Origin of the sequence: Actinomycetospora callitridis, from assembly GCF_028737265.1 — a bacterium.
Lineage (GTDB): Bacteria > Actinomycetota > Actinomycetes > Mycobacteriales > Pseudonocardiaceae > Actinomycetospora > Actinomycetospora callitridis.
The window spans coordinates 1-23277 of the sequence record NZ_JAQZAK010000006.1; the positions used below are offsets into that span (position 1 = coordinate 1).

The window sequence follows — 23277 nt, forward strand, 5'->3', positions numbered from 1 at the left end:
CGACGCGGCCGCGTGCACGTCGAGCAGGTCGGGAACGACCTGTGGGTGGGCGGCGCCACCACGCCCGGGGTCTCCGGAAAGGTCCATCTCTGACTGGGCCCTCCTCCCGCACCCCACACCACGCGGCTATGCCGAGTCAGAGCCCGCACCCCCGCGACCGGCTCCGTTCGCGAGCTCACAGACGCGCCGGCACTGAGGGAGCGCCGCAGACGCGTTGGCCAGCAACCGACGGAGAACCGGGTTATCGGCGCTCGAGTGGCGGGCGGCGGCGCCGATGCTCGGCTCCGGTGTCCTCCTCCTGGGAGTCCGTCGCCCTTGTGGTTGCCGGAGTGCGAGTGCGGGTGCGAGTCTCCGTTTCGCCTCCATGACATCTCGCCGCATGGCCTCGGTGCTCGGTTGGCTGCGGTGGCCGAAGGCGTCGCGGCTCTCCGCGCGGAGAGCACTGAAGCCCAGCCGGAGGGACCGCGAGCTCGATGTCCGCGATCAAGGGCGCCGCTCATGCCGTCCTGTCGTCGGGACGGTCGTGAGTTCTCGGTGGGGCAGCTGGACCCGTACGCGTTGGGGCGGCCGTCGACGGCAGCCGTGCCGTCGACCCAGGAAGTAGAGCGTCGCGCCCAAGATCATGTGCGAGAGGGTCCCCGCGGCTACCAGTAGCACGTCGGTCACCGTCCGTCCCGGGTCGTCGGTGCTCGTTCGCGCCGGTGTCGGTGTCACCGATGCGGCCGTTACCTGTGGCCGCGAAGAGGGTCCGGCCGGGCGATGGGCATCCGGCCGACTGGGCGAGGGCGGGGCGAACGGCCCCCTGACCCTCTCCGAGCACAGCGGGATCGAGCCACGAACTTCGTGACCGAGGTCAACACCGTCCCCCCGAAGTACTTCCTCGACACCGAGCGCCGGACGCTCATTGCAGCCTCTAGCGTTTCGTCCGGCTTACCCCACCCACTCTCTTCTCGGGCTCTCGGGTTGGTGGGGCAGCCGACGAGGGGCGTCCCATCAGGCACAGGGGGCGCCCCTCGTCGCGTCTCCTCATCGATGGTCCGCTCCGCAGATGAGGACCCCCTGGGCCGTGTCGTAGCACCGGGTTATCGGGCGGAGACGCGAGGACAGCTCCATCGGGCTTCTCGTGCATCGCTGGGCTCAATCCACCTCCTCGGGTCCGAGTCCACCTCGGCTCCGCGCTCGAAGATCTGGTCAGCCGGCGAGCAGTCGGTTGAGGGCGGGGGCGACGTCGCGGTGTGTGGCGATCGGGGCGTACCGGCCATGGCCGAGGCGTGCCATGTCGCGGGCTAGAGGCGCGTCGTGCTCGCCGTCGGTCTCGCAGAGAACGTGCAGCTCGTCGAACCGGCGCGCCGTCTCGCGCGGGTCGGGCCCGGCGTTGTGGACCGCGTCGGTGAGCAGGACCGCCGTGCGGTGGCGCGCGGTCGAGCGCGCGAGCTCGGCGCGCGCGACCGAGAGCCCGAACCCGACGTTGGTCAGCCCACGGGCGGGAATCCGCATCAGCTGGTCAAGCAGCCGCGCTGGCGGGACGGGCTTGGCCAGCGGCGCGAGCAGCGCCGCGTCGGACCAGAACGCCACCAGCGCGAGCCCGTCGTGCACCAGGTCCGCCGAGAGGGCGGCCACAGTTGCCGCCGCGATCCGCACCTTCTCCCCACGCATCGACCCGGACACGTCGACGACGAGCACCACCGCGCGCGGGGAGCGCATCCGCTCGCGGACGACGATGTCGGTATCGTCGGGGACCGGCCGCTCGGCCAGCACCTCGATGGTGCGGTCCAGGTCGATGTCGTCGCTGCGGTACCGGTAGGGCACCGACACGACCCGGCCCGCGCCGCGTTCGGCCGCGACCTCGCGGGGACGCCGGCGGACGGCGAGGCGGCGCGCGATCCGCTGCGCCATCTGCGCGACCTCACCGGCCGGGGCTCGGTCCTCGAGCAGGTCGTCCAGGCTGCGCAGCCGCGCCGTTTGGGACGTGAGCAGCACGCCCTGTCCGCCCGCCTGCTGGGCGTCCACGTCGCCCGCGCCCCGCGTGTCGCCGAGGTCGACGACGAGGGGTGCGTTCCCGTCCCGGAACAGCGACGGTGCCTCGGAGAGCTGTTTGGGCCTGCGGCGCAGCGGGTCGAGGGTCCGTCGGTCTCGGCTCTCGGCGGTCGGGAACGCGACGGCGTTGTCGACGGTCAGGCGGTGCGGACCCGGCGCCGCCCGCCGGGGGAGGAGAAAAAATGGTTCTCCCAGATCTCGGTGATCACCTCTTCGGGGCTGGCCTCCGAGGCCTCGTCGACGCCGACGCGGGCGGTCAGCGCGAGCAGGGCGGCGTCGAGCACCATCCGCTCGCGCTCGGAGTAGCTCCCGAGCGCCCCCAGCTCGGTCGCGATCGCCACGGTGTCGATCGCGCCCCGCACGCTGGAGCCCCGGCGCAGCTCCGGGTGCTGTCGGGTGGCGCGGGTGATGGCCACCGCGTCCCCAATCAGCGTGCGGTCGTCGGAGCCGGTGCGCACGGCGACGATGTCGGTCTCCTCGTCGGCGTCCTGGTAGCCGACGGCGAGGCGACACCACCGGTCGTAGACCGAGTCCGAGATCCTCGCCGTGCCGACGTTGTCGAACGGGTTCATCGAGGCCAGCACCCGGAACGTGGGCTCGGCCGCAATCGTGCCGACCCGCGGCACCGCGACCTCCCGCTCGGCCATGGCGGCGAGCAGCACGTTGAGGGTGTCCTCCGGAGCCCGGTTGAGCTCCTCGATGTAGAGGAAACCGCCCGAGCGCATCGCGTCCACGAGAGGGCCGGCCACGAAGTTGTCGGCCGAGTAGTCCTCGCGCAGGACCCGAGCCGGATTGTGGTGGCCGATCAACCGGGCCGGCGTCAGCTCGGCGTTCCCCTCGACCAGCACGAACGGGATCCCCCAGTTTCCGGTGATCGCGCGCAGCATCGTCGACTTCCCGGTACCGGGCGGCCCCTCGAGCAGGATGTCCCGTCCCGCGGTCACCGCGGCCAGCACCAGATCCAGCTCCCGACGCCGGCCGACCAGCTCGCTACGGATCGCGTCGCGACGTGCCCGCGCCGTGCCGGGTTCGCGGCTCCCGGGCTCGTCCGCTCGTGTCATCTCGCACCCTCTCGACCCGACGTCGCGAAGGCGGCTCGTCAGGCAGCTCGGCCGAGCTATGACTACCAGTCCGTTCCGGCGTCTCACAAACCGGCGGCCTGCACGGACGCGTCAGCACGTCCGATCGCTCGATTGACCCGCCACCACGCCCAGACCCACCGTGGACCACGAGCCCGGGCGACGGTGCTCGGCGGAGATGGAGGGCGTCATGGGCCGGCTGGACGGGAAAGTCGCGCTGATCACGGGAGCCGCCCGGGGACAGGGACGCAGCCACGCGATCCGCTTGGCGCAGGAGGGCGCGGAGATCATCGCCGTCGACTCCTGCGAGGACGCGAAGACCACTCCCTACCCTCAGGCGACCCGTGAGGACCTCGACGAGACCACCCGGCTTGTCGAGGAGCTCGATCGTCGCGTCCTCGCCCGGGTGGCTGACGTCCGCGACCTCAGCGCCCTGCAGTCCGCGGTCGCGGACGGGGTGAGCGAATTCGGGCACCTCGACATCGTCTCGGCCAACGCTGGCATCGCGTCGTTCGCGCCGGCCTGGGAGCTGTCCGAGGAGACCTGGCAGGAGATGATCGACGTCAACCTGACCGGCGTCTGGAAGACCTGCAAGGCGGTCATCCCGCAGATGCTCGAGCAGGGCACCGGCGGATCGATCGTCCTGACCAGCTCGACCGCCGGCCTCGTGGCGTACGGCAACCTTGCGCACTACACAGCCGCCAAGCACGGCGTGACCGGGCTTATGCGTGTGCTCGCGGTGGAGCTCGCCCAGCACCACATCCGCGTCAATTCCGTCCACCCGACCGTGGTCAACACCGACATGGTGCAGAACCAGGCGATCTACGACCTGTTCACCGGCGTCGAGGGCGCGACCCGCGAGCAGGCCACGCAGGCCTACAAGAACGTCAACGCGCTACCCATCCCCTGGCTGGACCCGGTCGACATCTCGAACGCAGTGCTCTGGCTGGCCTCAGACGAAGCGCGCTACGTCACCGGCACCACCCAGGTCGTCGACGCGGGCGGCACTCAGCCCTACCGCTTCCCGAACGTCGTCTGACGGAGCACACCGCCACGCCCAGATCCACAGGACCGCACCCAGCCCGGCTCCACCTCGTTGGCGATGCCCGCGCGCCAACGCCTCACACCCGAGCTCGCATGCCGCATTGATCGGCCACCGCCCGTTCTCGGGTCCGTGCCGGCGCAGGGCGTCGGTGACGTTGCCAACCAGGTGTGCGCTCGCGCCGACGATAGCCATCGTCAGCCATCGTCCGTGAGGCAGACAGATGGCGCGGCTTCGCACGACCACCGCCGAGGCGCGAGGGGTGAGGCGCGAGGAGGAACTCGACGCCACCGGCGGTCAACCGTGGGGGCGGGCGTCGACATCGTCGACTTTCGAAGCACGATCCCCGTCCGGCAGGCATGTGCGCGGGCGTCTGGTCTGCCTCCGGCGGGGGCAGGCATACGGGCTCGTAGCGCCGGGGCCTAATTGCCGCCGCAAGGACACGACGGTGGGAGCTGACGATGCTGGGGGTTATCGGACCGAGCTAGCGAGGGAGGGCGTGCAACCAAGACTCGTCCAAAGGCAGCCTGCGGGTGGTCACCCTCTGCGGGGTGTCGCCGGTGGCCGGCTGCCTTTCGCGGGGCCGTACCTCGGCGTGGTGGCGTGACGTCGTGCGGGCACCACTCCACCTTGGTGTCATGGCTCCCCCGTCTGATGAGGTGTTCCCGTCTATCCAGTTCCTCGGCGAGCTCGGTGCACTCCTGGGACGTCACGGCTACACGCCTGCTCACGTGCCGGTGGCGCACGCCGTCGGGCAAGCCATCCCCGAGCTCGTCGCGTTCCTGTCGGCCTACCGGGCCGCCCCGCCGGTCCGCGGTCCCCACAACGGCAACCGGTGAGGTGACCTCCTCCACGTTCCGCGTCCAGCACCTCGTCCTGGTGGCTACGGCGCGCCCGGGCCGTCGTCCGTCGTCGGCCACCGCCGCCCTTGTCTGAGCACGGGAGGCGTGCGCCGTCGGTCGAGGTCCGCCTCGTCCCACTCACCGCGACGCCCCCGCCGAGCGATCCGCCGACCGTCCCGGTGGTCCCGGCACCGCGGTCGGCGCAGCCCGTCGTCCCGCCAGCCCAGCGCCCCGACCCCGGCTCGCCCCACCCGCCTGCGTCCGGGAGGCCCGGCCGACGACCTGGCGGCCGGGGCCGTCAGGCTCTGCTCGCGGTGGTGCTGAGCGTGCTCTTCGCCACGGTCACAGACGACGTCCATCGCGCGCCGACGCCTGCTCCTCCACCGATCAGCAGCCCGGCCCGCAACCCGAACCCTCCGCCCGCCGTGCTCACCGACCCGGGCGCCGCCGCACGGGAGGCGACCGCGGCGATCGACCGTCTCGTCCAGGGCGCGTCGGCCGGCCACGTCTCGGTGGCCGCGCTCGACGTGACGACCGGGCAGTCGTTCGGGTACGCCGCCGACACCTCGATCCGGACCGCGAGCGTGGTCAAGCTCGACGTCCTCGCGGTCCTGCTGCTGCAGAGCCAGGACGACGGTCGCGCGCCCTCCACCGCTCGTCGGGAGCTGGCCGCGCGGATGATCCGGGAGAGCGACAACGACGCCGCCTCGCGCCTCTGGGAAGACCTGGGCGGAGTGCCGGCCCTCGACGCCGCCAACCGCCGTCTCGGCGTGCGCGCCACCCGCCTCGTCGACCGCTGGGGCAGCAGCACGACCCCGGCATCCGACCAGCTGGCGCTGCTCGCCGCCCTGCACGCGCCCGGGCCTCTCGGCCCGGACTTCCGCTCCTTCGCCCTCGACCTGATGAGCAACGTCGTGAACGAGCAGCGGTGGGGCGTCAGCGCGGCCGCGGACCCGGGGACGACGACCGCCCTGAAGAACGGGTGGGCGCCCTCGGACGCCGAGGACGGGCGGTGGGCCGTCGGGTCCGTCGGCATCGTCACCACGACGGGGCGTCCCGTCCTCCTCGCCGTCCTCACCGAGGACCAACCCAGCAAGGACGCCGGCATCCAGCTCGTCGAGGCCCTGGCCCGGATCGCCGCGCGGCCCGTCACGATCCACCCCTCGACGGCCGCCCCCCGCTGACGCCGTGGAGCGCGGCACTGTCAACGGGCCTCCTCACGGCATAGGCGCCCAGCTGATCGAGCGACAGTGATGCCTTACCCCAAGCTCCCGCCCAAGGACCGGCCAGAACAGCAGCTGGGGGCGCCGCTAACGCCGGGGTCGCCGGCACCAACGCGCGAGCTAGCCAAGTCTGCCGAAGGGCCCGCGGAGCCAGCGACAGCCGCGCGCCAGCTCGAAAGCAAGAGACGGCATCAGCTGAGCTGGATGCACCGGTGGTGCCTTGGTTCCTCCGGTCGCCGGAGTAGCCAAACGATCGGAGCGCAGACTGACGTAGAACCGGGTCATCGGCTGGCCGGCAGGCGGGAGTCTCGAGAAGTGCTTGTCAACGGCGGCTGAATCTGGACCCCCTGGCGACGCGTGGGTTCCAGGGCTTGTCGCAACACTCCTGATAGATCAACTGGGGTGTCGATGGGTCGGCGAGGGCCGAAGCGCCAGCTGGATGTGGAAGCGCGGTACTGGGAGCTGCTGGCTGCCGGGGTGGGCGACCGCCTCAACGGCAGGCCCCGCAAGCGTCTCGAATGGGCCAGCCCCACCGACGCCTTCACCGCCGCTCTGGCAGGCTCCTGAACAGCAACGTTGCGACGATCACCAGAATCCGCCCTGGAACCCACGCGTCGCCAGGGGGTCAGCTTTCGGGCGTCGTCAGCAGTGCTGAGCTCCTTCCAAGCGTTCGTTCTCTGGGCGAAGCCCCGAGCGATCCCTGCTACAGGGAAATGAGCGTCAGGGTCGGTAGGCCTCGAGGCCGGTGCCGTACACGACGACGTTGTCCTCGTAGCTGTCGGCGTCGGTGTCGAAGGTGCCGCCGCACGTGATGAGTCGCAGCTCCGGGCTCGCGGTGGGGCCGTACACCGCCCGGGTCGGGAACGCGTCCTTGTCCACCTGGGCGACGCGGTCGACGCGGAACACCACGGTCACTCCGTCGCTGCGATCGACGAGCACCTGGTCGCCGACCTCGACCTCGGCGAGCCGGGCGAAGCCTCCTTCAACGCCTCGGTAGACGACGTGCGAGGCGTAGACGGCCGGGCCTGGTTCACCCGCCGACGCGCCCTCCGCGTAGTGGCCCACCGTGGCCGCATCCCGCGGCACCTCCAGGCGGTGGTCCGCATCTTGCCCGAGCTCCGCGAGCCCGCGAGTGTCCAGCCCGATCGAGGGGACACGCAGCGCGGTCGTCGCGGCCGGGCCAAGCGGCATCTCAACCGCGATGCGTCCGGGCGGCAGCCCCACCGAGGCCGGCCCGACCCGCCCCCCGTTCACGCTGGAGAAGAAGGCCACCGCGAAGGCAGCCACGGCGAGGAGCACGAGGACGACCGGGACACCGACCCCCGGGCGCCTCGACTCTCGTCCCGCCGGTGCTGCCGGGATCTGACCGGTCACGGCGCGCTGCGGCGACGGTGCCAGGCCACGCCGCCGGCGCCCAGCGCGGTCAGCCCGAGAGCGCCCGCCGCGATCGGCACGATCGGCGCGGTCGCCCCGGAACCATCGCCGGCGGCCACCCCTCCCTCCGGGTACGCGGCGTCCTGCACGTCCTCGCTCGACGGCGCGCCCTGCTCGATCCCGGCGTCGACCACGTCGACACGATCGACGGTCTGCCCGTGGGAGCCGCAGCGCACCGCGGTGCCGTCGCTGTAGACCACCCAACGTCCCCCGCCCCACAGGTACACCGACGTCGGGTACACGTTCGTCTGCTGGTGCACCGTCACCTGCGGCTGCACAGGAGTCACCGGACCGCCGGGGCTGGCGGGCGTCGTTGGGGTGGTCGGCACGGTCGGGGTGGTCGGGGTGGTCGGCTCGGTCGGGGTGGTTGGCTCGGTCGAGGTGGTCGTGTTCTCGCACTCCTCGTGGGCGTCGGCGAGTTCGCGCACAGCTTCCTGGAGGGCCCGGTCGGCGGCCTGCTGGGCGGCGAAGAGCCTGGTGTTGCGCTCTACGGCCCGCTGGGCGGTGACGCGGGCGTCCTCGATGTCGGCAGCGGTAGCGCTGTCGTCGCCCTGCAGCCGCTCGTAGGTGGCGCGGGTGGTGGACACGACGAGCTTCTGACGCTTGTACGCGGCGACCGCGTCGTCGAGGGCGGACTGGCGCTGGTCGACCACGCGCTGGGCCTGCACGACGTCCGGGCACTGCGCTGTGATGGGCGACGACGCGGGTGATTCGGCGGAGGCGACGCCGGCGCCGAGGGGCAGCAGTGCGCCGGCGGCCAGGGCCCCACCGAGCAGGACGCGGTAGCGGAACGGCAGGTAACGCTGGGACATCAGCTCTCCTCGTGCCTCGTCCGCAGCCGTGCTCGGCGGCGGTGACACGGGTAGGAGCAGCGGGACCCGACGACTCGCACATTTTTCTCGGGACTTCTTCGGCGTCTTCCGCGGCGAGGCTCCAGATCGCGGTGGTGCCGCGGGTTGGTCGAACCGAAAGCGGCTCGCTATCCGTCGCCGAACAGCCCGCCAGCACCGCCATCGCCGTTGCCGGCATCACCGCCGCCGCCCCCGTCTTGGCCACCGCCGTCGTCGATCAGCCCGCCGCCGTCCCCGTCGCCGCCTTGGCCGGCGCCCCCGTCACCGCCCTGACCCTGCTCGCCGCCCTGTCCCCCGTCGCCGCCGCTGTCGACGGCGCTCGGTGGGGTGGTGGATCCGCTCACGGTGGTCCGACGCACGGCCGGCGGCGCCACGCGAGCCGGGGTCGTCGTCGTCAGGATGGTGGCTCGTGCGGGCAGAGCGGGGGCGGTGCGAGGGACCGCGCTGGCGCTGATCTCGTGCGCTGGGTGGTCCGCCGTCGCCTCTGGGCCGGGACCGGCGGTCAGGGGCGCGATCGCGACGAGGGACACGGTCGCCGCGGCGACGAGAGGAGCCGCGACCGCGGCGAGCGCCGTGGGCGTTCCCGACCCCACCCCTGCGGGCCACCAACCGTGGTGGGCCAGCCCGCTGGTCTTGAGCAGTGGGGTGGCGTGGTGCACGACCGAATCCCCGAGCCAGGCCGGTGCCGGGATGATCACCGGGGCCGAGGCCAGCAGCGCCTGGGGCGTGACGAGCTCACGGCGGGCACGGCTGCAGGATCCACAGCGTTCGATGTGGCGGTTGAGCCGCTTGCGCAGCAGGACGGTCATCGCACCGTCCCAGTCCGCGAGCAGCGCGGCGAGCTCGGGGCAGTGATCGCGGTGGTGGCGGGCGACCAGCGTCGCGCCCAGGCAGCGTTCGATGGTGGTCCGCAGCCGCGAGACCAGCGTGTTGGCGTTGGTGGCGCTGACGCCCAGGGCCTCGGCGAGTGCTGGCCCGTCCAGACCGTGCTGGTAGTGCAGCTCGAGAACCGCGCGATCACGGTCGGCGAGCCCACCCACGGCCTTCGCAACGAGGGAGACGAGTTCTGTCCGCGCGGCCAACGTCTCGGGGCCCTCGGCGGTGCTGGCGGAGTCGGGCAGGTCGTCGGTGGGCTCTTCCCGACGCCGCCGACGAAGCCGGGCCAGGGCCTCGTGCCGCGCGATTGCGTAGAGCCACGGCCGGAGCTTGTCGGGCTCGCGCAGCTGCCCCAGCCGTGACGCCGCCGTGCAGAACACGTCCTGGACACAGTCGGCCGCCGCGTCGGAGTCACGCAACATGCCGAGGCAGAAGTCGTGCAAGGCGTCGCCGTACCGACGATAGATCGCCGCGAACGCCGTCGGATTGTTCCGCGCGGCCACCGCGAGGGCAGCGTCGTCGACGAGGAGCGGCCCGGTGGCGGGCATCGGAGGCGAACTCTTCCGCTGCTGCGGCACCCGCACCGAGGTGCGGACCAGGCGCGGCCCCGATCCCGCGACGAACGGACGGGCGGTGGCCACCGGTCCGGTCTCAGGGGCTCCAGACGCCTCGCCCGCTCGGGCCAGCGACGACATGTCGCCAGCAGTACCGAGCCTCTGTCGGCCGGCGGGTGCCCCAGAGGAGTCGGAGCGAGGAAGCTCAGGGCGCCTCGCTCCGTCCCGGGCCGTCACGGCGTGGTGTCCGCATGGTGCCGGGCATCGAAACGAACCAGCATGTCCCACCTTGCTTCCCGCGAGCAGACCGCGATCTCGCCGACCGACGGTCACCCTCGCTCCCCCCGGAGTAGTGATCCACCCATCGGCGCGCCTGCCACGATCGTTTCCCCCCGCTCGCCCGGCGGCACCCCACGCGGGCCAAACGGCTTTGGGACCGCCGTTGGCCGGAACCGACGTTGCTCCCCACGGTCGACGAAGAGTCGTCCGACCACGACGCGGGATCTCCGGTGGGCATCGACCCGGTGCCCGCCTCGGTCGAGGCGTGGCTCCGACCGCGGCCGACGGCCAATCGCGGCCCGGCGATCGGATCGTCACGCCCCCGGGTCCACGGCCCGGCCGGCATTCGCAGGAAATCTTGGAAGAAGTTCTCGGGAAAGTGTGCGAGTCACCCGGGCCCGCTGCTCCTACCCCCGTGACCGCCGCCGAGCACGGCTGCGGACGAGGCACGAGGAGAGCTGATGTCCCAGCGTTACCTGCCGTTCCGCTACCGCGTCCTGCTCGGTGGGGCCCTGGCCGCCGGCGCACTGCTGCCCCTCGGCGCCGGCGTCGCCTCCGCCGAATCACCCGCGTCGTCGCCCATCACAGCGCAGTGCCCGGACGTCGTGCAGGCCCAGCGCGTGGTCGACCAGCGCCAGTCCGCCCTCGACGACGCGGTCGCCGCGTACAAGCGTCAGAAGCTCGTCGTGGCCACCGCTCAGTCCGAGTACCGGCGGGTCCAGGCCGACGACAACGCCACGGCCGCCGAGATCGAGGCCGCCCGACTCACCGCGCAGCGCGCCGTCGAGAAGCAGACGCGGCTGTTCGACGCGCAGACCGCGGCCGGCAACGCTCTCCAGGAGGCCGTCCGCGAGCTCCGTGAGGCCCGCGAACAGTGCGACCGCCGCGGCACCCACGGCGACGACCCCACCCCGGGCGACGACCCCACGCCCGGCGACGACCCCACGCCCGGCGACGACCCCACGCCCGGGGACGACCCCAACCCCGGTCCGTCGACACCGCCCGCGCCGACGGTGGTGAACCGGCCGGTGATCATCAATCAGCAGACGAACGTGTACCCGAGGTCGGTGTACCTGTGGAACGGCGGCCGGTGGGTGGTCTACAGCGACGGCACCGCGGTCCGCTGCGGTTCAGAGGGCCGGGACATCGAGCGTGTCGAGGTCGTGGAGGCGGGCCAGGAGCAGGGCGAGCCGTCGACCGAGGACGTGCAGGACGCCGCCTACCCGGAGGGAGGGGTGGCCGCCGGTGACGGCTCCGGAGCGGCCATGCCGATCGTGCCGATCGCCGCTGGAGCGCTCGGGGTCACCGCGCTGGGTGCCGGCGGCTACGTCTGGTACCGCCGCCGCAGCGCGCCGTGACCCGCCCCACCTCTGGCCCGGCGCTCCCGGAGGGGCGCCGGGCCAGAGCCGCGGGGGGCAGGTGTCGCGGGGGGCGGTGACAGCGGAGGTGGGCTGTTCGGTGGCTGACAGCCGTCCGAGAGCTGCCGACCGGGCCTCCAGCGCCCGCACTCTCTGCCCACAGGCGTCGCACCTGCCAGGGGAGACGAGCCTCCGTACCGAGCCGCTCTCGTTCCGGCGGCGCGAAGGGCACGGCAGCGTCCCTGATCCCGGGCGACGCCAACCAGCCATGCGATCGCGCGAGTAACGCGCCACGCGAACGCGACGACGAGCAAGGCATTCATCTGGGGGGGAACCGTTGCGGGAGCTACATCAAGGGGCTCGAGGGCCTCGCGCCGGCGACCCGCCCACGGAGCCGCTGCTCCGACCACCAGGAATGGGCGCGGCGGGAGTTCCGCCGGCTGACGCCGCACCGAGCACCACTCCGCGCCGGCTGGCGCGGGCAAGGCTGATCGGGATACTGGCGGTGGCGACACTGGTGGTCGCCATCGGCGCGGTGTGGTGGATGGCGACCGCGTCGACGTCTACGCCGGCTCCGGTCGCCTCCTCGGCAACGGCTTCCACCGGGCCAGCAGCTCCGCTGCAACAGGTCGGTCCGGCGACCGTCGACAGCGAAGGGCGTCCGATGCCGCCGGCCGCGAGCGACGGAGCGCGGCGCCTGTACTCGGCCCTCGAAGCCAACGACATGTCTGCCGTGCGAGCGGTGTACGCCCCCGACGACACCGCTGCCTCGTGGTCCACGTTGCGGACACGCCTCTCACCCGAGGCGGTTCGCGACGGGTTGCTCGAGGCCTTGCGTCACCCGCCCCAGCCGCGACCCGAGGTCGACTATCTCTACGCGTCCGGCGACTATGGCGTCGGCCTCACCGATACCGGCCGCGTCGCGTTCGTCGGCACGGGCCAACGGGCGGCGGCCACCGCAACACCCACCGAGCGCGCTCCTTCCCCGGGCTCCCGCACCGTGCCCTTCGAATGCGAGGACTCCTTCGTCGGCGATGGGCTTCAAACCCCAGCGTGCGACGGGCAGGACAACGACGCGAGGCCCAGCCACTGCTCGGCCGACCTCGAGACCTGCCCCACCGGCTACCGGGAAGGCGTCACCAGCAGCGCCAACCCCTACGGATGCAACTTCGACGCCATCTCCGCCGAGAACCCGTGTCAGTGGCGCTACGAGGATCAGGGCGACCGCCCCAACCCCGTCACCGCCGCCCAGCGATGGGCTGTCTGCCACCTCTCGGGCTACCGAGAATTCTGTTAGCTACTCAGCAACACCGACGCCGCGGACTCCAGCAGCCGTCGGATCATTCGCGCCGATGCATCTCGCTCGCCTCGAACAGGCCGTGGGCGGTGGCGATGGCTGCGCGAAGTGCGACGGCGCTGGGGTGCTGGGAGCTCGCACGGAGTCGCCCGGGAAGAGCGAGACCCGCAGTGATCCCCTCGGCAAACTTCTCGACCGTGCCCCGCTGTGCACCTCGACGGCCTCGCTCGGGAGCCACGACGAGGACCGTACAGCGCCACCTGCTCCACGATCTGCTCCACGAGGAGCCCTCGAGCCGCCGAGAGCCCCCGGAGTTCCTGTTCGTGTTGGTCGAACGTGGTGGGCCCCGTGGGACTCGAACCCACAACCAACGGATTAAAAGTCCGTAGCTCTGCCCATTGAGCTAGAGGCCCGGGCCGGGGTGCGGCCGCGGGGGAAGCGTAACCGCGGCGCTGCCCCGACCCTGGACTCGATGACCGAGGCCACCGGATCGCTGGGCCGTTCAGCGCAAGTGTTGCTCCACTCGGCGACGTCGCTGCGCCCGAGGAGTCGTGGCGGGCACCACCCACCCGAGAGCCATGCGGCCGTTCCGGCCGACCTGGACGAGTGAGGGCCGGTCACCGCGCGAGAGTTCAAGAACAGCGTCTCCCCTGTTCAACGAGCCGCACGCGACCGTGGGCCGTCGCGACGACCCAACACGCCGGAGCGACGCGCCGATCACCCGTATGACGTTGTGTAGCAGGGCGTCACCGTCCGCTGACCATCGTGCGGCGGCGAGGAAACGGGTACCAAACACTCGCAGCACCGGAGTACCTACTCCCGGTGTGCACGACCGGTGCGGTGGGACCGAGCGCTCCCTGATCCACGGCTCGATCCCGCCGCGTGCCGCACGGTTCCCCGTGGGCCCCGACGGGACGCCACCCAGGCCTCCCGACCGCACGGAGAGGAGGCCACGACGTGTCGATGGCCGTGGTCATGTCCGAGATGCCCGACCTCTGGCGCAAGGTGCTCGCCGAGCACGTGCCGGACCCCCAGGGGAACTGTCGCGAGTGCTTCCACGCCGGCGGTCGTGCCAGCTGGCCGTGCCAGACCTACCGCATCGCCGAGGAGGCGAAGTGGGTCGCCGAGGGCGGTCTGCCCGGCACCGGGCCGCACGGCCCCGGCCCGAGCCGCACGCGGCTCAGCCCTCCGGAGCCCCAGGCCGCGCGCCGGGATGACCCGCTCGAGGACCCCCTCGGGAGCGTCGACGCACCGAGCTCGACCCCCAATTCCTCCCCGTTCCCCGCGACCGGGGGCTGGCGCTCGCCGTCGACCGGCTCCTCGCCGCTGCCCTGGCTGACCGGCGAGAGCACCCCGGACGACCACCGTCCGTTCGCGGGCGACCCGCTGGCCTCCGGACCGATGCCGGCCGCACGGGACGACGCCACCGGGGAGCGCCCCTACGGCTCGACGTTCGACGCGCCCTACGGCGCCTCGTTCGGCATCGACGACCGGCCCCGCGCCGCGCACTAGACGCCGCGCACTAGACGCCGCGCACTAGACAACGCGCACTAGACAACGCGCACTAGACAACGCGTTACGGGCCCCGGACACAGGAAGGCCCCCGGAGCGCTCCCTCCCGCACCGGCGATGCCGGGCGGTCGGGCCCCGACTGGACGAGGGTCGGGAAACTCCGGGGGCTGGTGTCCTGCCTGGATTCGCTGGCCGCCCTGCCGCAGGATCATCGCCTGCGGACCGGCCACTCCACGGCCTTCGAGCAGCTAGCTGACGGACACCTCACGAGTCCTGTCGTTCTTCAACGCTGGACCACCTCCTCTCCCGTGTACCGACCACGCTAGGCGCGCTTCGATCACCTCGCAAACGGCTTCCGACTCGCTCCTTGACGAGCAACCGTGAGGTTGCCTATCGTCGAACAGGCAACCGTAGGGTTGCGTGATCGGAGGCGTGATGGACGAGGTGTTCCGCGCACTCGCCGACCCCAGTCGGCGGGCCCTGCTCGACGCGCTGCACGCCCGCGGCGGCCAGTCGCTGCGGGAGCTCGGCGAGGGACTGGACATGTCCCGCCAGGCCGTCGCCAAGCACCTGGGGGTGCTCGAGACCGCGGGTCTCGTCGTCACCTCGTGGCAGGGGCGGGAGAAGCACCACCACCTCAACGCCGCGCCGATCAACGACGTCGCCGACCGGTGGATCCGGCGGTACGACCGGGCGCGGGCGCAGACCCTCGCCGACCTCAAGCAGGCACTGCAGGAGAACTCCGAGGAGACCGAGATGTCCGACGACTTCGTCTACGTCACCTACATCCGCACGACGCCCGAGAAGCTCTGGCAGGCGCTCACCGACCCCGCGTTCATCGCGAAGTACTACGACGGCGGCGGTCCGACGTCGGAATGGGCGGTGGGCTCGAAGGTCCTCTGGTCGATGGGCGGCGAGGAGCCCCACGACTGGGACCAGCACGTCCTCGAGGCCGACCCGCCCCGGCGGCTGTCCTTCACCTGGCACAACTACCAGCCCGAGATGCAGGAGATGTTCGGCTGGAGCGACGAGCGCCTGGCCGAGCTGCAGCAGGAGAAGCGCTCGAAGGTCACCTTCGACATCGAGCCGGCGGGGCAGGCCGTGAAGCTGACGGTCACCCACGACGACTTCGTGCCCGACAGCGAGATGCTCAAGGGGGTCTCGGGCGGCTGGCCGGCGATCCTGTCGAACCTGAAGTCGGTGCTGGAGACCGGCGAGGCCGTGGTGACCGACTGAGCGCCGCGTCGAGGAAGCGGATTTCCTGGCGTTGAGTGCCAGCGAGGACGCAGGGCTTGCACTCGGAGAGTGCTGACTAGCCCCGAGAACGCCAGGCGGCGAGGTCGTCGACGGAGCGGGTGTTGACGATCCGCTCCACCGGCACCTCGCACTCCTCCGCGCGCTCGCAGCCGAAGGGCTGCCAGTCGAGCTGACCGGGGGCGTGGGCGTCGGTGTCGACGACGAACTCGCAGCCCGCCGCGAGGGCCTGGCGCAGCAGGGGGCGCGGCGGGTCGAGGCGCTCCGGGCGCGAGTTGATCTCGACGGCGACGCCGTTCTCCACGCAGGCGTCGAACACCGCCTCGGCGTCGAACGTCGAGGGCGGGCGGGTGCCGCGGCCCCCGGTGACCAGGCGCCCGGTGCAGTGGCCGAGCACGTCGACCAGCGGGTGCGACACGCCGGCGACCATCCGGGCGGTCATCACGTCGCTCGGCGCCCGCAGCTTCGAGTGCACGCTGGCGACCACGAGGTCGAGCTCCTCGAGCAGGTCGTCGGGGGCGTCGATGTCGCCGTCCTCGAGGATGTCCACCTCGATGCCGCGCAGCAGGCGGAAGGGCGCGAGCTCCTCGTTCACCCGGGCGATGACGTCGAACTGACGGCGCCGGCGCTCGGGCGTCAGGCCGTTGGCGACGGTGAGGTTCTCGGAGTGGTCGGTGAGCACCATCCACTCGTGGCCCAGGTCGCGGGCGGTGCGGGCCATCTCGAGGATGTCGCTGCCGCCGTCGGACCACGTCGAGTGCGTGTGGCAGTCGCCGCGCAGCGCGGCGCGGATGCCCGTCCCGCCCGCGACGGGCTCGGTGTGCCGGCTCTCCAGGTCGGACAGGGTCGCCGACGTCCCGCCGTCGAGGACCTCGGTCACCACGGCCGCCGTCTTCTTCCCGACCCCCTTGAGGTCGGTCAGCGTGCCGGCCCGGGCACGGGCCGCGACGTCGTCGGGGTCCAGCTCGGCGAGCCGTTCCGCCGCGGAGCGGTAGGCCTTCACCCGGTAGGTCTCGGCCCGCTCACGCTCGAGATAGAAGGCCACGGCGCGCAGTGCGGCGATCGGGTCACCGTCGACGGGAAGGGCGGTCACGTGGTCAGGGATACCCCACCCGAGGCGGTCGTGGGCCGCGCCACCACGCACAATCGGTGGTGAGCACTGTGATGGAGGTGGTCTGCTCGTGCGGGTGACCGGAGTCGGGCACGCGGGGATGCGTTTCGAGACGACGGGCGGCAGCGTGCTGTGCGACCCGTGGGTGAACCCGACGTTCTTCGCGTCGTGGGTGCCGTTCCCGGACAACACGCAGCTGGACTGGGACGCCCTGGGGGCCTGCGACTACCTCTACGTCTCGCACCTGCACCGCGACCACTTCGACGCGGTCAACCTGCGCGACCACGTCTCGAAGGACGCCCGCGTCCTGCTGCCGGACTACCCCACCGACGAGCTCGAGAACGAGCTGCGCGAGCTGGGCTTCCGGCACTTCGTGCGCACCGAGAGCGGTGTCCCGCAGGAGCTCGACGGCGGCCTCCGGTTCATGATCACGTCGCTGAAGGGGCCGGGCGACGGCCCGATCGGCGACTCCGCGCTCTCCCTCGACGACGGCACCGCGCGGATCGTCAACCAGAACGACGCGCACCCGCTGGACATCCCGAAGCTGCTGGAGTTCGGCGCCTACGACGCGCACTTCACGCAGTTCTCCGGCGCCATCTGGTGGCCGATGGTCTACGACCTGCCCAAGGCCGCGAAGCGCGAGTTCGCCCGCCGCAAGCGCATCGGCCAGGAGGACCGGGCGATGCGCTACATCCGCGAGGTCGGCGCGCCGCACATCTTCCCGACGGCCGGCCCGCCCTGCTTCCTCGACGACGAGCTCTTCCAGTGGAACGGCCTGGGCTACGAGGGCGTCGAGGACGAGTCGATCTTCACCGACCAGTGGGAGTTCCTCGGCCGGATGCGGGAGATCGGCCACGACACCGGGAGCGACCAGCAGGGCCACCTGCTCCTGCCCGGCACGACCGCCGAGATCGGCCACGGCACCGTGGACGACCTCGTGCACCCGATGTCGGACGCCGACATCGAGACGATCTTCCTCGACAAGGAGCGGTACCTGCGCGACTTCGCCGAGCGCGCCCGTCCCGCGATCGAGGCCCAGAAGGCGCAGTGGGCGGCGCCGCAGCCGGACATCCTGCGCCAGCTCAAGGAGTGGATCGAGCCGCTGATGAAGCGGGCCGACCACATGTGCGACGGCATCGGCGGCCCGGTCCGGATGGACCTGCACGGCATGCCCGACGACACCCCCGGGGTCGACGAGGACGGCACCCTGTCGCTGGCGTTCGACTTCACCGCCCGCGAGATCCGCGTCTACAACGGGGAGCAGGCCCGCTACCGCTGGGGCGTGCCGGCGACGCTCGTGCAGACCAACATCGCCACCGGCGAGGTCGACTGGTCGAACTCGCTGTTCCTGTCGGTGCGCTTCACCGCGACGCGCGTGGGTCAGTACAACGAGTACCTCTACACGTTCTTCAAGTGTCTGTCCGAGGAGCGGATGGACTACGTCGAGAACTGGTACGACGCGCAGAACGACGACGGACGCGACATCGAGCTCGACGGCTGGGCGGTGCAGGCGCGCTGCCCGCACCTGTCCGCGGACCTGTCGAAGTTCGGCGCCGTCGACGGCGAGGTGCTCACCTGCACGCTGCACAACTGGAAGTTCAACCTCCGGACCGGTCGGTGCCTGACGTCCGCGGGGCACGAGATCCGGGCGCACAAGCTGGGAGACTGAGGGCGTGCTCCGCATCGGCCCCCTCGAGCTGCCGACGCCCGTCGTGCTCGCGCCGATGGCCGGCATCACCAACGTGGCGTTCCGCCGCCTGTGCCGCGAGCAGGGCGCGGGGCTCTACGTCTGCGAGATGATCACCGCGCGGGCGCTGGTGGAGAAGCACCCCGGCACCGCCGAGATGATCGCGTTCGACCCCGACGAGACCCCGCGCTCGATGCAGCTCTACGGCGTCGACCCCGTGACGATCGGCCGCGCGATCGACCGGATCGTCGACGAGGACCTCGCCGACCACGTCGACCTCAACTTCGGCTGCCCGGTGCCCAAGGTGACGCGTCGCGGTGGTGGGGCGGCGCTGCCCTACAAGCGGCGGCTGTTCGAGTCGATCGTGCGCGCGGCCGTCGCCTCGGCGTCCCGCGGCGGGCTGCCGCTGACGGTGAAGATGCGCGTCGGCATCGACGACGACCACGTGACGTTCCTCGACGCCGGGCGCATCGCCGCCGCCGAGGGTGCCGCGGCCGTCGCCCTGCACGCGCGCACCGCGGCGCAGCGCTACTCGGGCCACGCCGACTGGGACCGCGTCGCCGAGCTGCGCGAGGCGGTGCCCACGGACGTGCCGGTGCTCGGCAACGGAGACATCTTCGCCGCGACCGACGCCGTGGCCATGATGGAGAAGACCGGCTGCGACGGCGTCGTCGTCGGACGTGGCTGCCTCGGGCGCCCGTGGCTCTTCGGGGAGCTCGAGGCCGCGCTGGCCGGCCGCCCGATCCCCACGCCCCCGCGCCTCGGCGAGGTCGCGGCGGTGATGCGACGCCACGTGGAGCTGCTCATCGCCCACCACGGCGAGCGCAAGGGCGTGCGCGACTCCCGCAAGCACATGTCCTGGTACCTGCACGGCTTCGCCGTCGGCTCCGAACTGCGCCGCGAGCTCGGGATGATCGACGGGCTGGAGCGTCTCGACGAGCTGCTCGCGCAGCTCGACCCCGACCTGCCGTTCCCGCCCGACGCCGACGGTCCGCGCGGCCGGCAGGGCTCGCCCGGGCACGTGACCCTGCCCGAGGGATGGCTCGACGACCCCGAGGACGACACCGTCCCGGCGGGCGCCGACGTCATGCACTCCGGCGGCTGACCCCTCACCGGGCGCTACTGCCCGTATCGACGTCCGGCATCACGTCGATCACACGTCACGGCCGGCATGCGCGTGTCCGCCACGACCACCGTCGCGGGCGACTCAAGGTGGGCCGAACGTGTCGGCACGGGATCCGTCTACGCAGCGTCACGTGCGCCGACCGAGCGAAGTTGTCGGCGACGCGGCGAAGGACCGTTACAGGACCATGATCGAGGGCGACACTAGAGGCAGGGACGGAGGTGATGTGTGTGCGCTTGGCCGGGCTGCTGCCGCGACGCGGGACCGTGGCGACGACGACCGCGGAGCCGGTGCTCGACGCCGGGGTCGCGACCCCCGCCGCGCACCCCACCCCGGAGCAGGGCACCGTCACCTGCGGTTTCCCCACCTCCCCGATCGTCGGGCTCGACGCGGTGCCCTCGACCACCCCGTCCGGGGCGCCGGCCGTCGCCGGCCGGTCCGACCAGGCGCGGGCCCACGAGGCGGCCGCCGAGGTCCTCGCCGACCGCGGCGACTGGCGCCGCGCGTACCAGCACCTCAAGGCCGCGGTCTCGCTCGTGCGGGACGAGCGGACGACGCCGGACGAAGTGCCCGATCAGTTACGCATCGAGGTCGATCGTCTCCGGCGCGAGCGCGCCGAGGCCCGCGAGCAGAGCCGTCGGGACAGCCTCACCGCCACCTGGAACCGCCGCTACCTCGACGAGCGGCTGAGCACGCTGCGTGGTGACGGCGCGGACTCCCCCGCCTGCGTCGCGCTGGCCGACGTCGACCACTTCAAGGGCGTCAACGACACGCACGGCCACGCCGTGGGCGACCAGGTGCTGCGCCGCCTCGTCGACCTCATGAACGAGGGGCTGCCCGCCGAGGGCTTCTGCGCGCGCTACGGCGGCGAGGAGTTCGCGCTCGTCCTGCCCGGCCTGGCGCCCGCCGAGGCGGTCCGGGTGTGCGAGGAGGCCCGGGCGCGGGTCGACGCGTACCCGTGGCACGAGCTCGTCGACGACCTGCGCGTCACGGTCAGCGTGGGCGTCGCGTGCCTCGAGGCCGGCGCGCACCCCGGCGCGCCCGGCCTGGACGCCGCCGACGCGCTGCTCTACGTCGCCAAGCGCGCCGGTCGCAACGCCGTGGCCTACCGCGACGCCGACGACGGCGCCGTGCGGCTGGCCGGAGCGGCTGCCGCCCGTCGCGGGATCGCCGCCGCTGCCCGCGGGGCGTTCCCGACCTCCTGACGGCCCCCGACCGCTCACCGGGCACCTCGGCGTCCGGGGGGCGACCGGATCGCCCATCCGCCGCGTCGCTGAGACGGACCTGAGCACGGCGGTTGCCCGAACGGGTGCCCCGTGTCGCCCGGTCGTGTGGCGACCGTTGTGCTCCGGTCACCGCATCGCGTAACGGCCCCGAGACCGTCGGGGTCCGACCCGGCCGTAGTATCCCGCTGCTGACCAGCACGTGTCCGGGCTGCCCGCCCGAGATCATCAGCCACGAGGAGATGCGTGACCGACGACCGCGCCGGCGACCCGGCCCGGGGCTCCCGCCCCGGGGCTCCCGGGTCCGACGCGGTCCGCTCTCCCGTGGCGCGCTCGGGCCCGGCGTCGGCGCCGTTCCGCATCCCCGTCGCGACGCCGACGGCCCAGGCCGGGCGTCGCCCGACGATGGTGCCGCTGACCCGCAAGCGCGGGCCGCGTCTCGGTCTCCGCCCGCCCGGCGCCGGGCTCGTGACCGCGCCGTCCGCGCTCCCCACCTCGCCCGGCACCCCGTCGGCGGGCATCCCTTCGCCGGCTGCGGCGAAGGCACCGTCCACGCGGGGTCCGGTGGACGCGGTGACGCTGCCCGCGGGACGCATCCCGGCGCGCGCGACACCGCCTCCGCCGACGGGGCCCCCGCCCGGTCCCCCGGTGGCCCCCGCGCCCCGGCGCCCGTCCACCCCCGCCGGTCCGGCGGCCGCTCCCACCGCCGCGACGGTCCCCCCGGGCCGGCCCGACACCGCGCGACCGGCCGATCCGCCTCCCCCCGAGGAGCCGGACGAGCCGGAGGCGGACGAACCCCGGGCGCCCGAGCCCGAGCCCGACCCCGCGGAGTCGCCCGCCGTCCGTCACGTCCGTGCCGCGGCGGCGACGAGCGAGCCCGCGCCGCGCCGCCCGGCCGCCACCGAGGCCCGCGCGGGCGAGACCGAGTACGCGGCCACGTCGGCGGTGCTCGCGTCGGTGGGCAGTCGCTTCACGACGTGGCGGCGGCGGTGGACCTGGCGCCGGACGGCGCGGCTGCTCACCGCGACCTGCGCGGTCCTCGTCGTGGTCGTGTGCGGGCTCGGGTGGGGCGCGGCGTCCTGGGTCGAGGCCGCGGTGCGCCAGATCGGCGCGCTGGACCCGAACTCGTCGGCCATCCAGAACGCCGCCGCACAGGCCGGCGACCAGAACTTCCTCGTCGTCGGCTCGGACAGCCGGGCCGGCGCGCCCCCGTCGGAGGACGCCGGCGACACCGCCGGCGTGCCCGGGGCCCGCACCGACACGATCATGGTCGTGCACGTCCCGGAGGACCGGTCGACGGTCACGGTGGTGTCGTTCCCCCGCGACCTCGAGATCACCCGACCGGCCTGCGAGCGCTGGGACCCCATCTCCGGCGCCTACTCGCCCCAGATGCTGCCGCCGACCCCGCGCGTGAAGCTCAACTCGGCCTACGCCGCGGGCGGGCCGCGCTGCGTGACCCGCGCGATCCAGGAGCTCTCGGGCCTCGCGATCAACCGCTTCCTCGGCATCGACTTCCAGGGCTTCCAGGGCATGGTCGACGCCGTGCGCGGCGTGCCGATCTGTGTGGAGCGCCCGGTGCGCGACTCCGTGCTCGGCACCGTCATCCCCCAGGCCGGGCCCACCGTCCTGAGCGGGCAGCAGGCGCTCGACTACGTCCGCGCCCGCCACGTCGAGGGCGACCCGTCGAGCGACTACGGCCGCATCCAGCGCCAGCAGCGGTTCCTCGGCGCGCTGCTGCGCTCGGTGCTCTCGGCCGGCACGCTGCTCGACCCCAGCCGTCTCGAGGGGCTCGTGGAGGCCGTCTCGCGCTCCACCTTCGGCGAGAACATCGGCTCGGACCAGCTGCTCGCGCTCTCGCAGTCGCTGGGCAGCCTGGACCCGCGCACGGTCAGCTTCGTGACGGTCCCGACGACGGGGCTCGCCAACGACCGCGGCAACGAGGTGCTCCGCCGCGGCGACGAGCGGGCCATGTTCGACGCGATCATCCGCAACGACCCGCTGCCCGGCAGCGGCGCGCCGGCGCCCGGCCTGCCGGCCGCGCCCGTGCCCGCCCCGGCGCCCGCCGACATCCGGCTCGTGGACGCCCGCTCACCCGCCGAGGGTGACGACGACGGCGAGGACGGCGGCGACGGGGGCTCCACGTCGGACGGACCGTCGGCCGAGCGCGTGGCGGACCGTCTGCGCTCCGCCGGCTTCGTCGTCACCAGCGACGACGCCGGCTCGTCGTCGGGCGGGGGCGGGACGACGATCCGCTACTCGCCCGACCAGGCCGCCGCCGCGTCGGCGCTGGGCGCCGCGGTGCCGGGTGCCCGGCTCGAGCCCGGCGGAGCGGGGCGCAGCACGCTGACCCTGACCCTCGGCGACGACTTCGACGGCGAGGTCCGCTCGGACGCCGCCCCGGACGGGACGACGCCGTCCGCGCCGGTCAACCCGACGATCACGGCCGCCGACGCCACCTGCGCCTGAGCCGGCGCCGTTCATCCCTGGTTCACACC

Annotated in this window: 17 protein-coding genes and 1 tRNA gene; 11 read left to right on the forward strand and 7 right to left on the reverse strand. The window is 72.8% G+C overall.

Going from position 1 to position 23277, the window contains the following annotated elements:
- Nucleotides 1-1191: 1191 nt before the first annotated feature.
- Nucleotides 1192-2010, reverse strand: a complete 819-nt coding sequence (locus PH191_RS18985; protein WP_274196198.1) for a vWA domain-containing protein — start codon at nucleotides 2008-2010, stop codon at nucleotides 1192-1194.
- A gap of 164 nt (nucleotides 2011-2174) precedes the next feature.
- Entirely contained in the window at nucleotides 2175-3098 is a 924-nt protein-coding gene (locus tag PH191_RS18990; RefSeq protein ID WP_274196199.1) for an AAA family ATPase, read from the reverse strand.
- Nucleotides 3099-3306: 208 nt separating this feature from the next.
- On the opposite strand from PH191_RS18990, the gene PH191_RS18995 reads away from it, so the two are divergent.
- The 3 genes from PH191_RS18995 (at nucleotide 3307) to PH191_RS19005 (ending at nucleotide 6184) form a co-directional block, all read left to right on the forward strand.
- On the forward strand, nucleotides 3307-4155 hold the full coding sequence (locus tag PH191_RS18995) for a mycofactocin-coupled SDR family oxidoreductase (protein ID WP_274196200.1): 849 nt from the start codon (nucleotides 3307-3309) through the stop codon (nucleotides 4153-4155).
- 641 nt (nucleotides 4156-4796) lie between these two features.
- Entirely contained in the window at nucleotides 4797-4997 is a 201-nt protein-coding gene (locus PH191_RS19000) for a hypothetical protein (protein ID WP_274196201.1), read from the forward strand.
- A 428-nt stretch (nucleotides 4998-5425) separates the two neighbouring features.
- Nucleotides 5426-6184: a serine hydrolase gene (locus PH191_RS19005; protein ID WP_274196202.1), complete on the forward strand. Its 759-nt coding sequence runs from the start codon at nucleotides 5426-5428 to the stop codon at nucleotides 6182-6184.
- A 759-nt stretch (nucleotides 6185-6943) separates the two neighbouring features.
- Here the strand turns inward: PH191_RS19005 and PH191_RS19010 are convergent.
- The 3 genes from PH191_RS19010 to PH191_RS19020 all read right to left on the reverse strand — a co-directional run bounded on the left by PH191_RS19010 (nucleotide 6944) and on the right by PH191_RS19020 (nucleotide 9932).
- Nucleotides 6944-7510, reverse strand: coding sequence for a sortase domain-containing protein (locus PH191_RS19010; protein WP_274196203.1), 567 nt, complete (start codon nucleotides 7508-7510; stop codon nucleotides 6944-6946).
- 83 nt (nucleotides 7511-7593) lie between these two features.
- Nucleotides 7594-8469, reverse strand: a complete 876-nt coding sequence (locus PH191_RS19015; protein ID WP_274196204.1) for a BAR domain-containing protein — start codon at nucleotides 8467-8469, stop codon at nucleotides 7594-7596.
- Nucleotides 8470-8636: 167 nt separating this feature from the next.
- Nucleotides 8637-9932 (reverse strand): RNA polymerase sigma factor, encoded by a 1296-nt coding sequence (locus tag PH191_RS19020; RefSeq protein WP_274196205.1) that lies wholly within the window; start codon nucleotides 9930-9932, stop codon nucleotides 8637-8639.
- A 746-nt stretch (nucleotides 9933-10678) separates the two neighbouring features.
- On the opposite strand from PH191_RS19020, the gene PH191_RS19025 reads away from it, so the two are divergent.
- Both PH191_RS19025 and PH191_RS19030 read left to right on the forward strand, forming a co-directional pair.
- Entirely contained in the window at nucleotides 10679-11575 is an 897-nt protein-coding gene (locus PH191_RS19025) for a hypothetical protein (protein ID WP_274196206.1), read from the forward strand.
- 505 nt (nucleotides 11576-12080) lie between these two features.
- On the forward strand, nucleotides 12081-12872 hold the full coding sequence (locus PH191_RS19030) for a nuclear transport factor 2 family protein (RefSeq protein ID WP_274196207.1): 792 nt from the start codon (nucleotides 12081-12083) through the stop codon (nucleotides 12870-12872).
- A 337-nt stretch (nucleotides 12873-13209) separates the two neighbouring features.
- Here the strand turns inward: PH191_RS19030 and PH191_RS19035 are convergent.
- Nucleotides 13210-13285, reverse strand: a tRNA-Lys gene (locus PH191_RS19035).
- A 544-nt stretch (nucleotides 13286-13829) separates the two neighbouring features.
- On the opposite strand from PH191_RS19035, the gene PH191_RS19040 reads away from it, so the two are divergent.
- Entirely contained in the window at nucleotides 13830-14384 is a 555-nt protein-coding gene (locus tag PH191_RS19040; RefSeq protein WP_274196208.1) for a hypothetical protein, read from the forward strand.
- A 435-nt stretch (nucleotides 14385-14819) separates the two neighbouring features.
- Nucleotides 14820-15620, forward strand: coding sequence for an ArsR/SmtB family transcription factor (locus PH191_RS19045; RefSeq protein WP_274196472.1), 801 nt, complete (start codon nucleotides 14820-14822; stop codon nucleotides 15618-15620).
- Nucleotides 15621-15696: 76 nt separating this feature from the next.
- On the opposite strand, the gene PH191_RS19050 is transcribed toward PH191_RS19045, so the two are convergent.
- Entirely contained in the window at nucleotides 15697-16731 is a 1035-nt protein-coding gene (locus tag PH191_RS19050; protein ID WP_274196209.1) for a PHP domain-containing protein, read from the reverse strand.
- Between the two features lie 88 nt (nucleotides 16732-16819).
- On the opposite strand from PH191_RS19050, the gene PH191_RS19055 reads away from it, so the two are divergent.
- The 4 genes from PH191_RS19055 to PH191_RS19070 all read left to right on the forward strand — a co-directional run bounded on the left by PH191_RS19055 (nucleotide 16820) and on the right by PH191_RS19070 (nucleotide 23248).
- The gene (locus PH191_RS19055; protein WP_274196210.1) at nucleotides 16820-18418 is read left to right on the forward strand and encodes a Rieske 2Fe-2S domain-containing protein; all 1599 of its coding nucleotides are present in this window, start codon (nucleotides 16820-16822) and stop codon (nucleotides 18416-18418) included.
- A 4-nt stretch (nucleotides 18419-18422) separates the two neighbouring features.
- Nucleotides 18423-19541, forward strand: a complete 1119-nt coding sequence (dusB, locus tag PH191_RS19060; protein WP_274196211.1) for a tRNA dihydrouridine synthase DusB — start codon at nucleotides 18423-18425, stop codon at nucleotides 19539-19541.
- A 248-nt stretch (nucleotides 19542-19789) separates the two neighbouring features.
- The gene (locus PH191_RS19065; RefSeq protein WP_274196212.1) at nucleotides 19790-20764 is read left to right on the forward strand and encodes a GGDEF domain-containing protein; all 975 of its coding nucleotides are present in this window, start codon (nucleotides 19790-19792) and stop codon (nucleotides 20762-20764) included.
- 264 nt (nucleotides 20765-21028) lie between these two features.
- Nucleotides 21029-23248, forward strand: a complete 2220-nt coding sequence (locus PH191_RS19070; protein WP_274196213.1) for an LCP family protein — start codon at nucleotides 21029-21031, stop codon at nucleotides 23246-23248.
- Nucleotides 23249-23277: the final 29 nt, after the last annotated feature.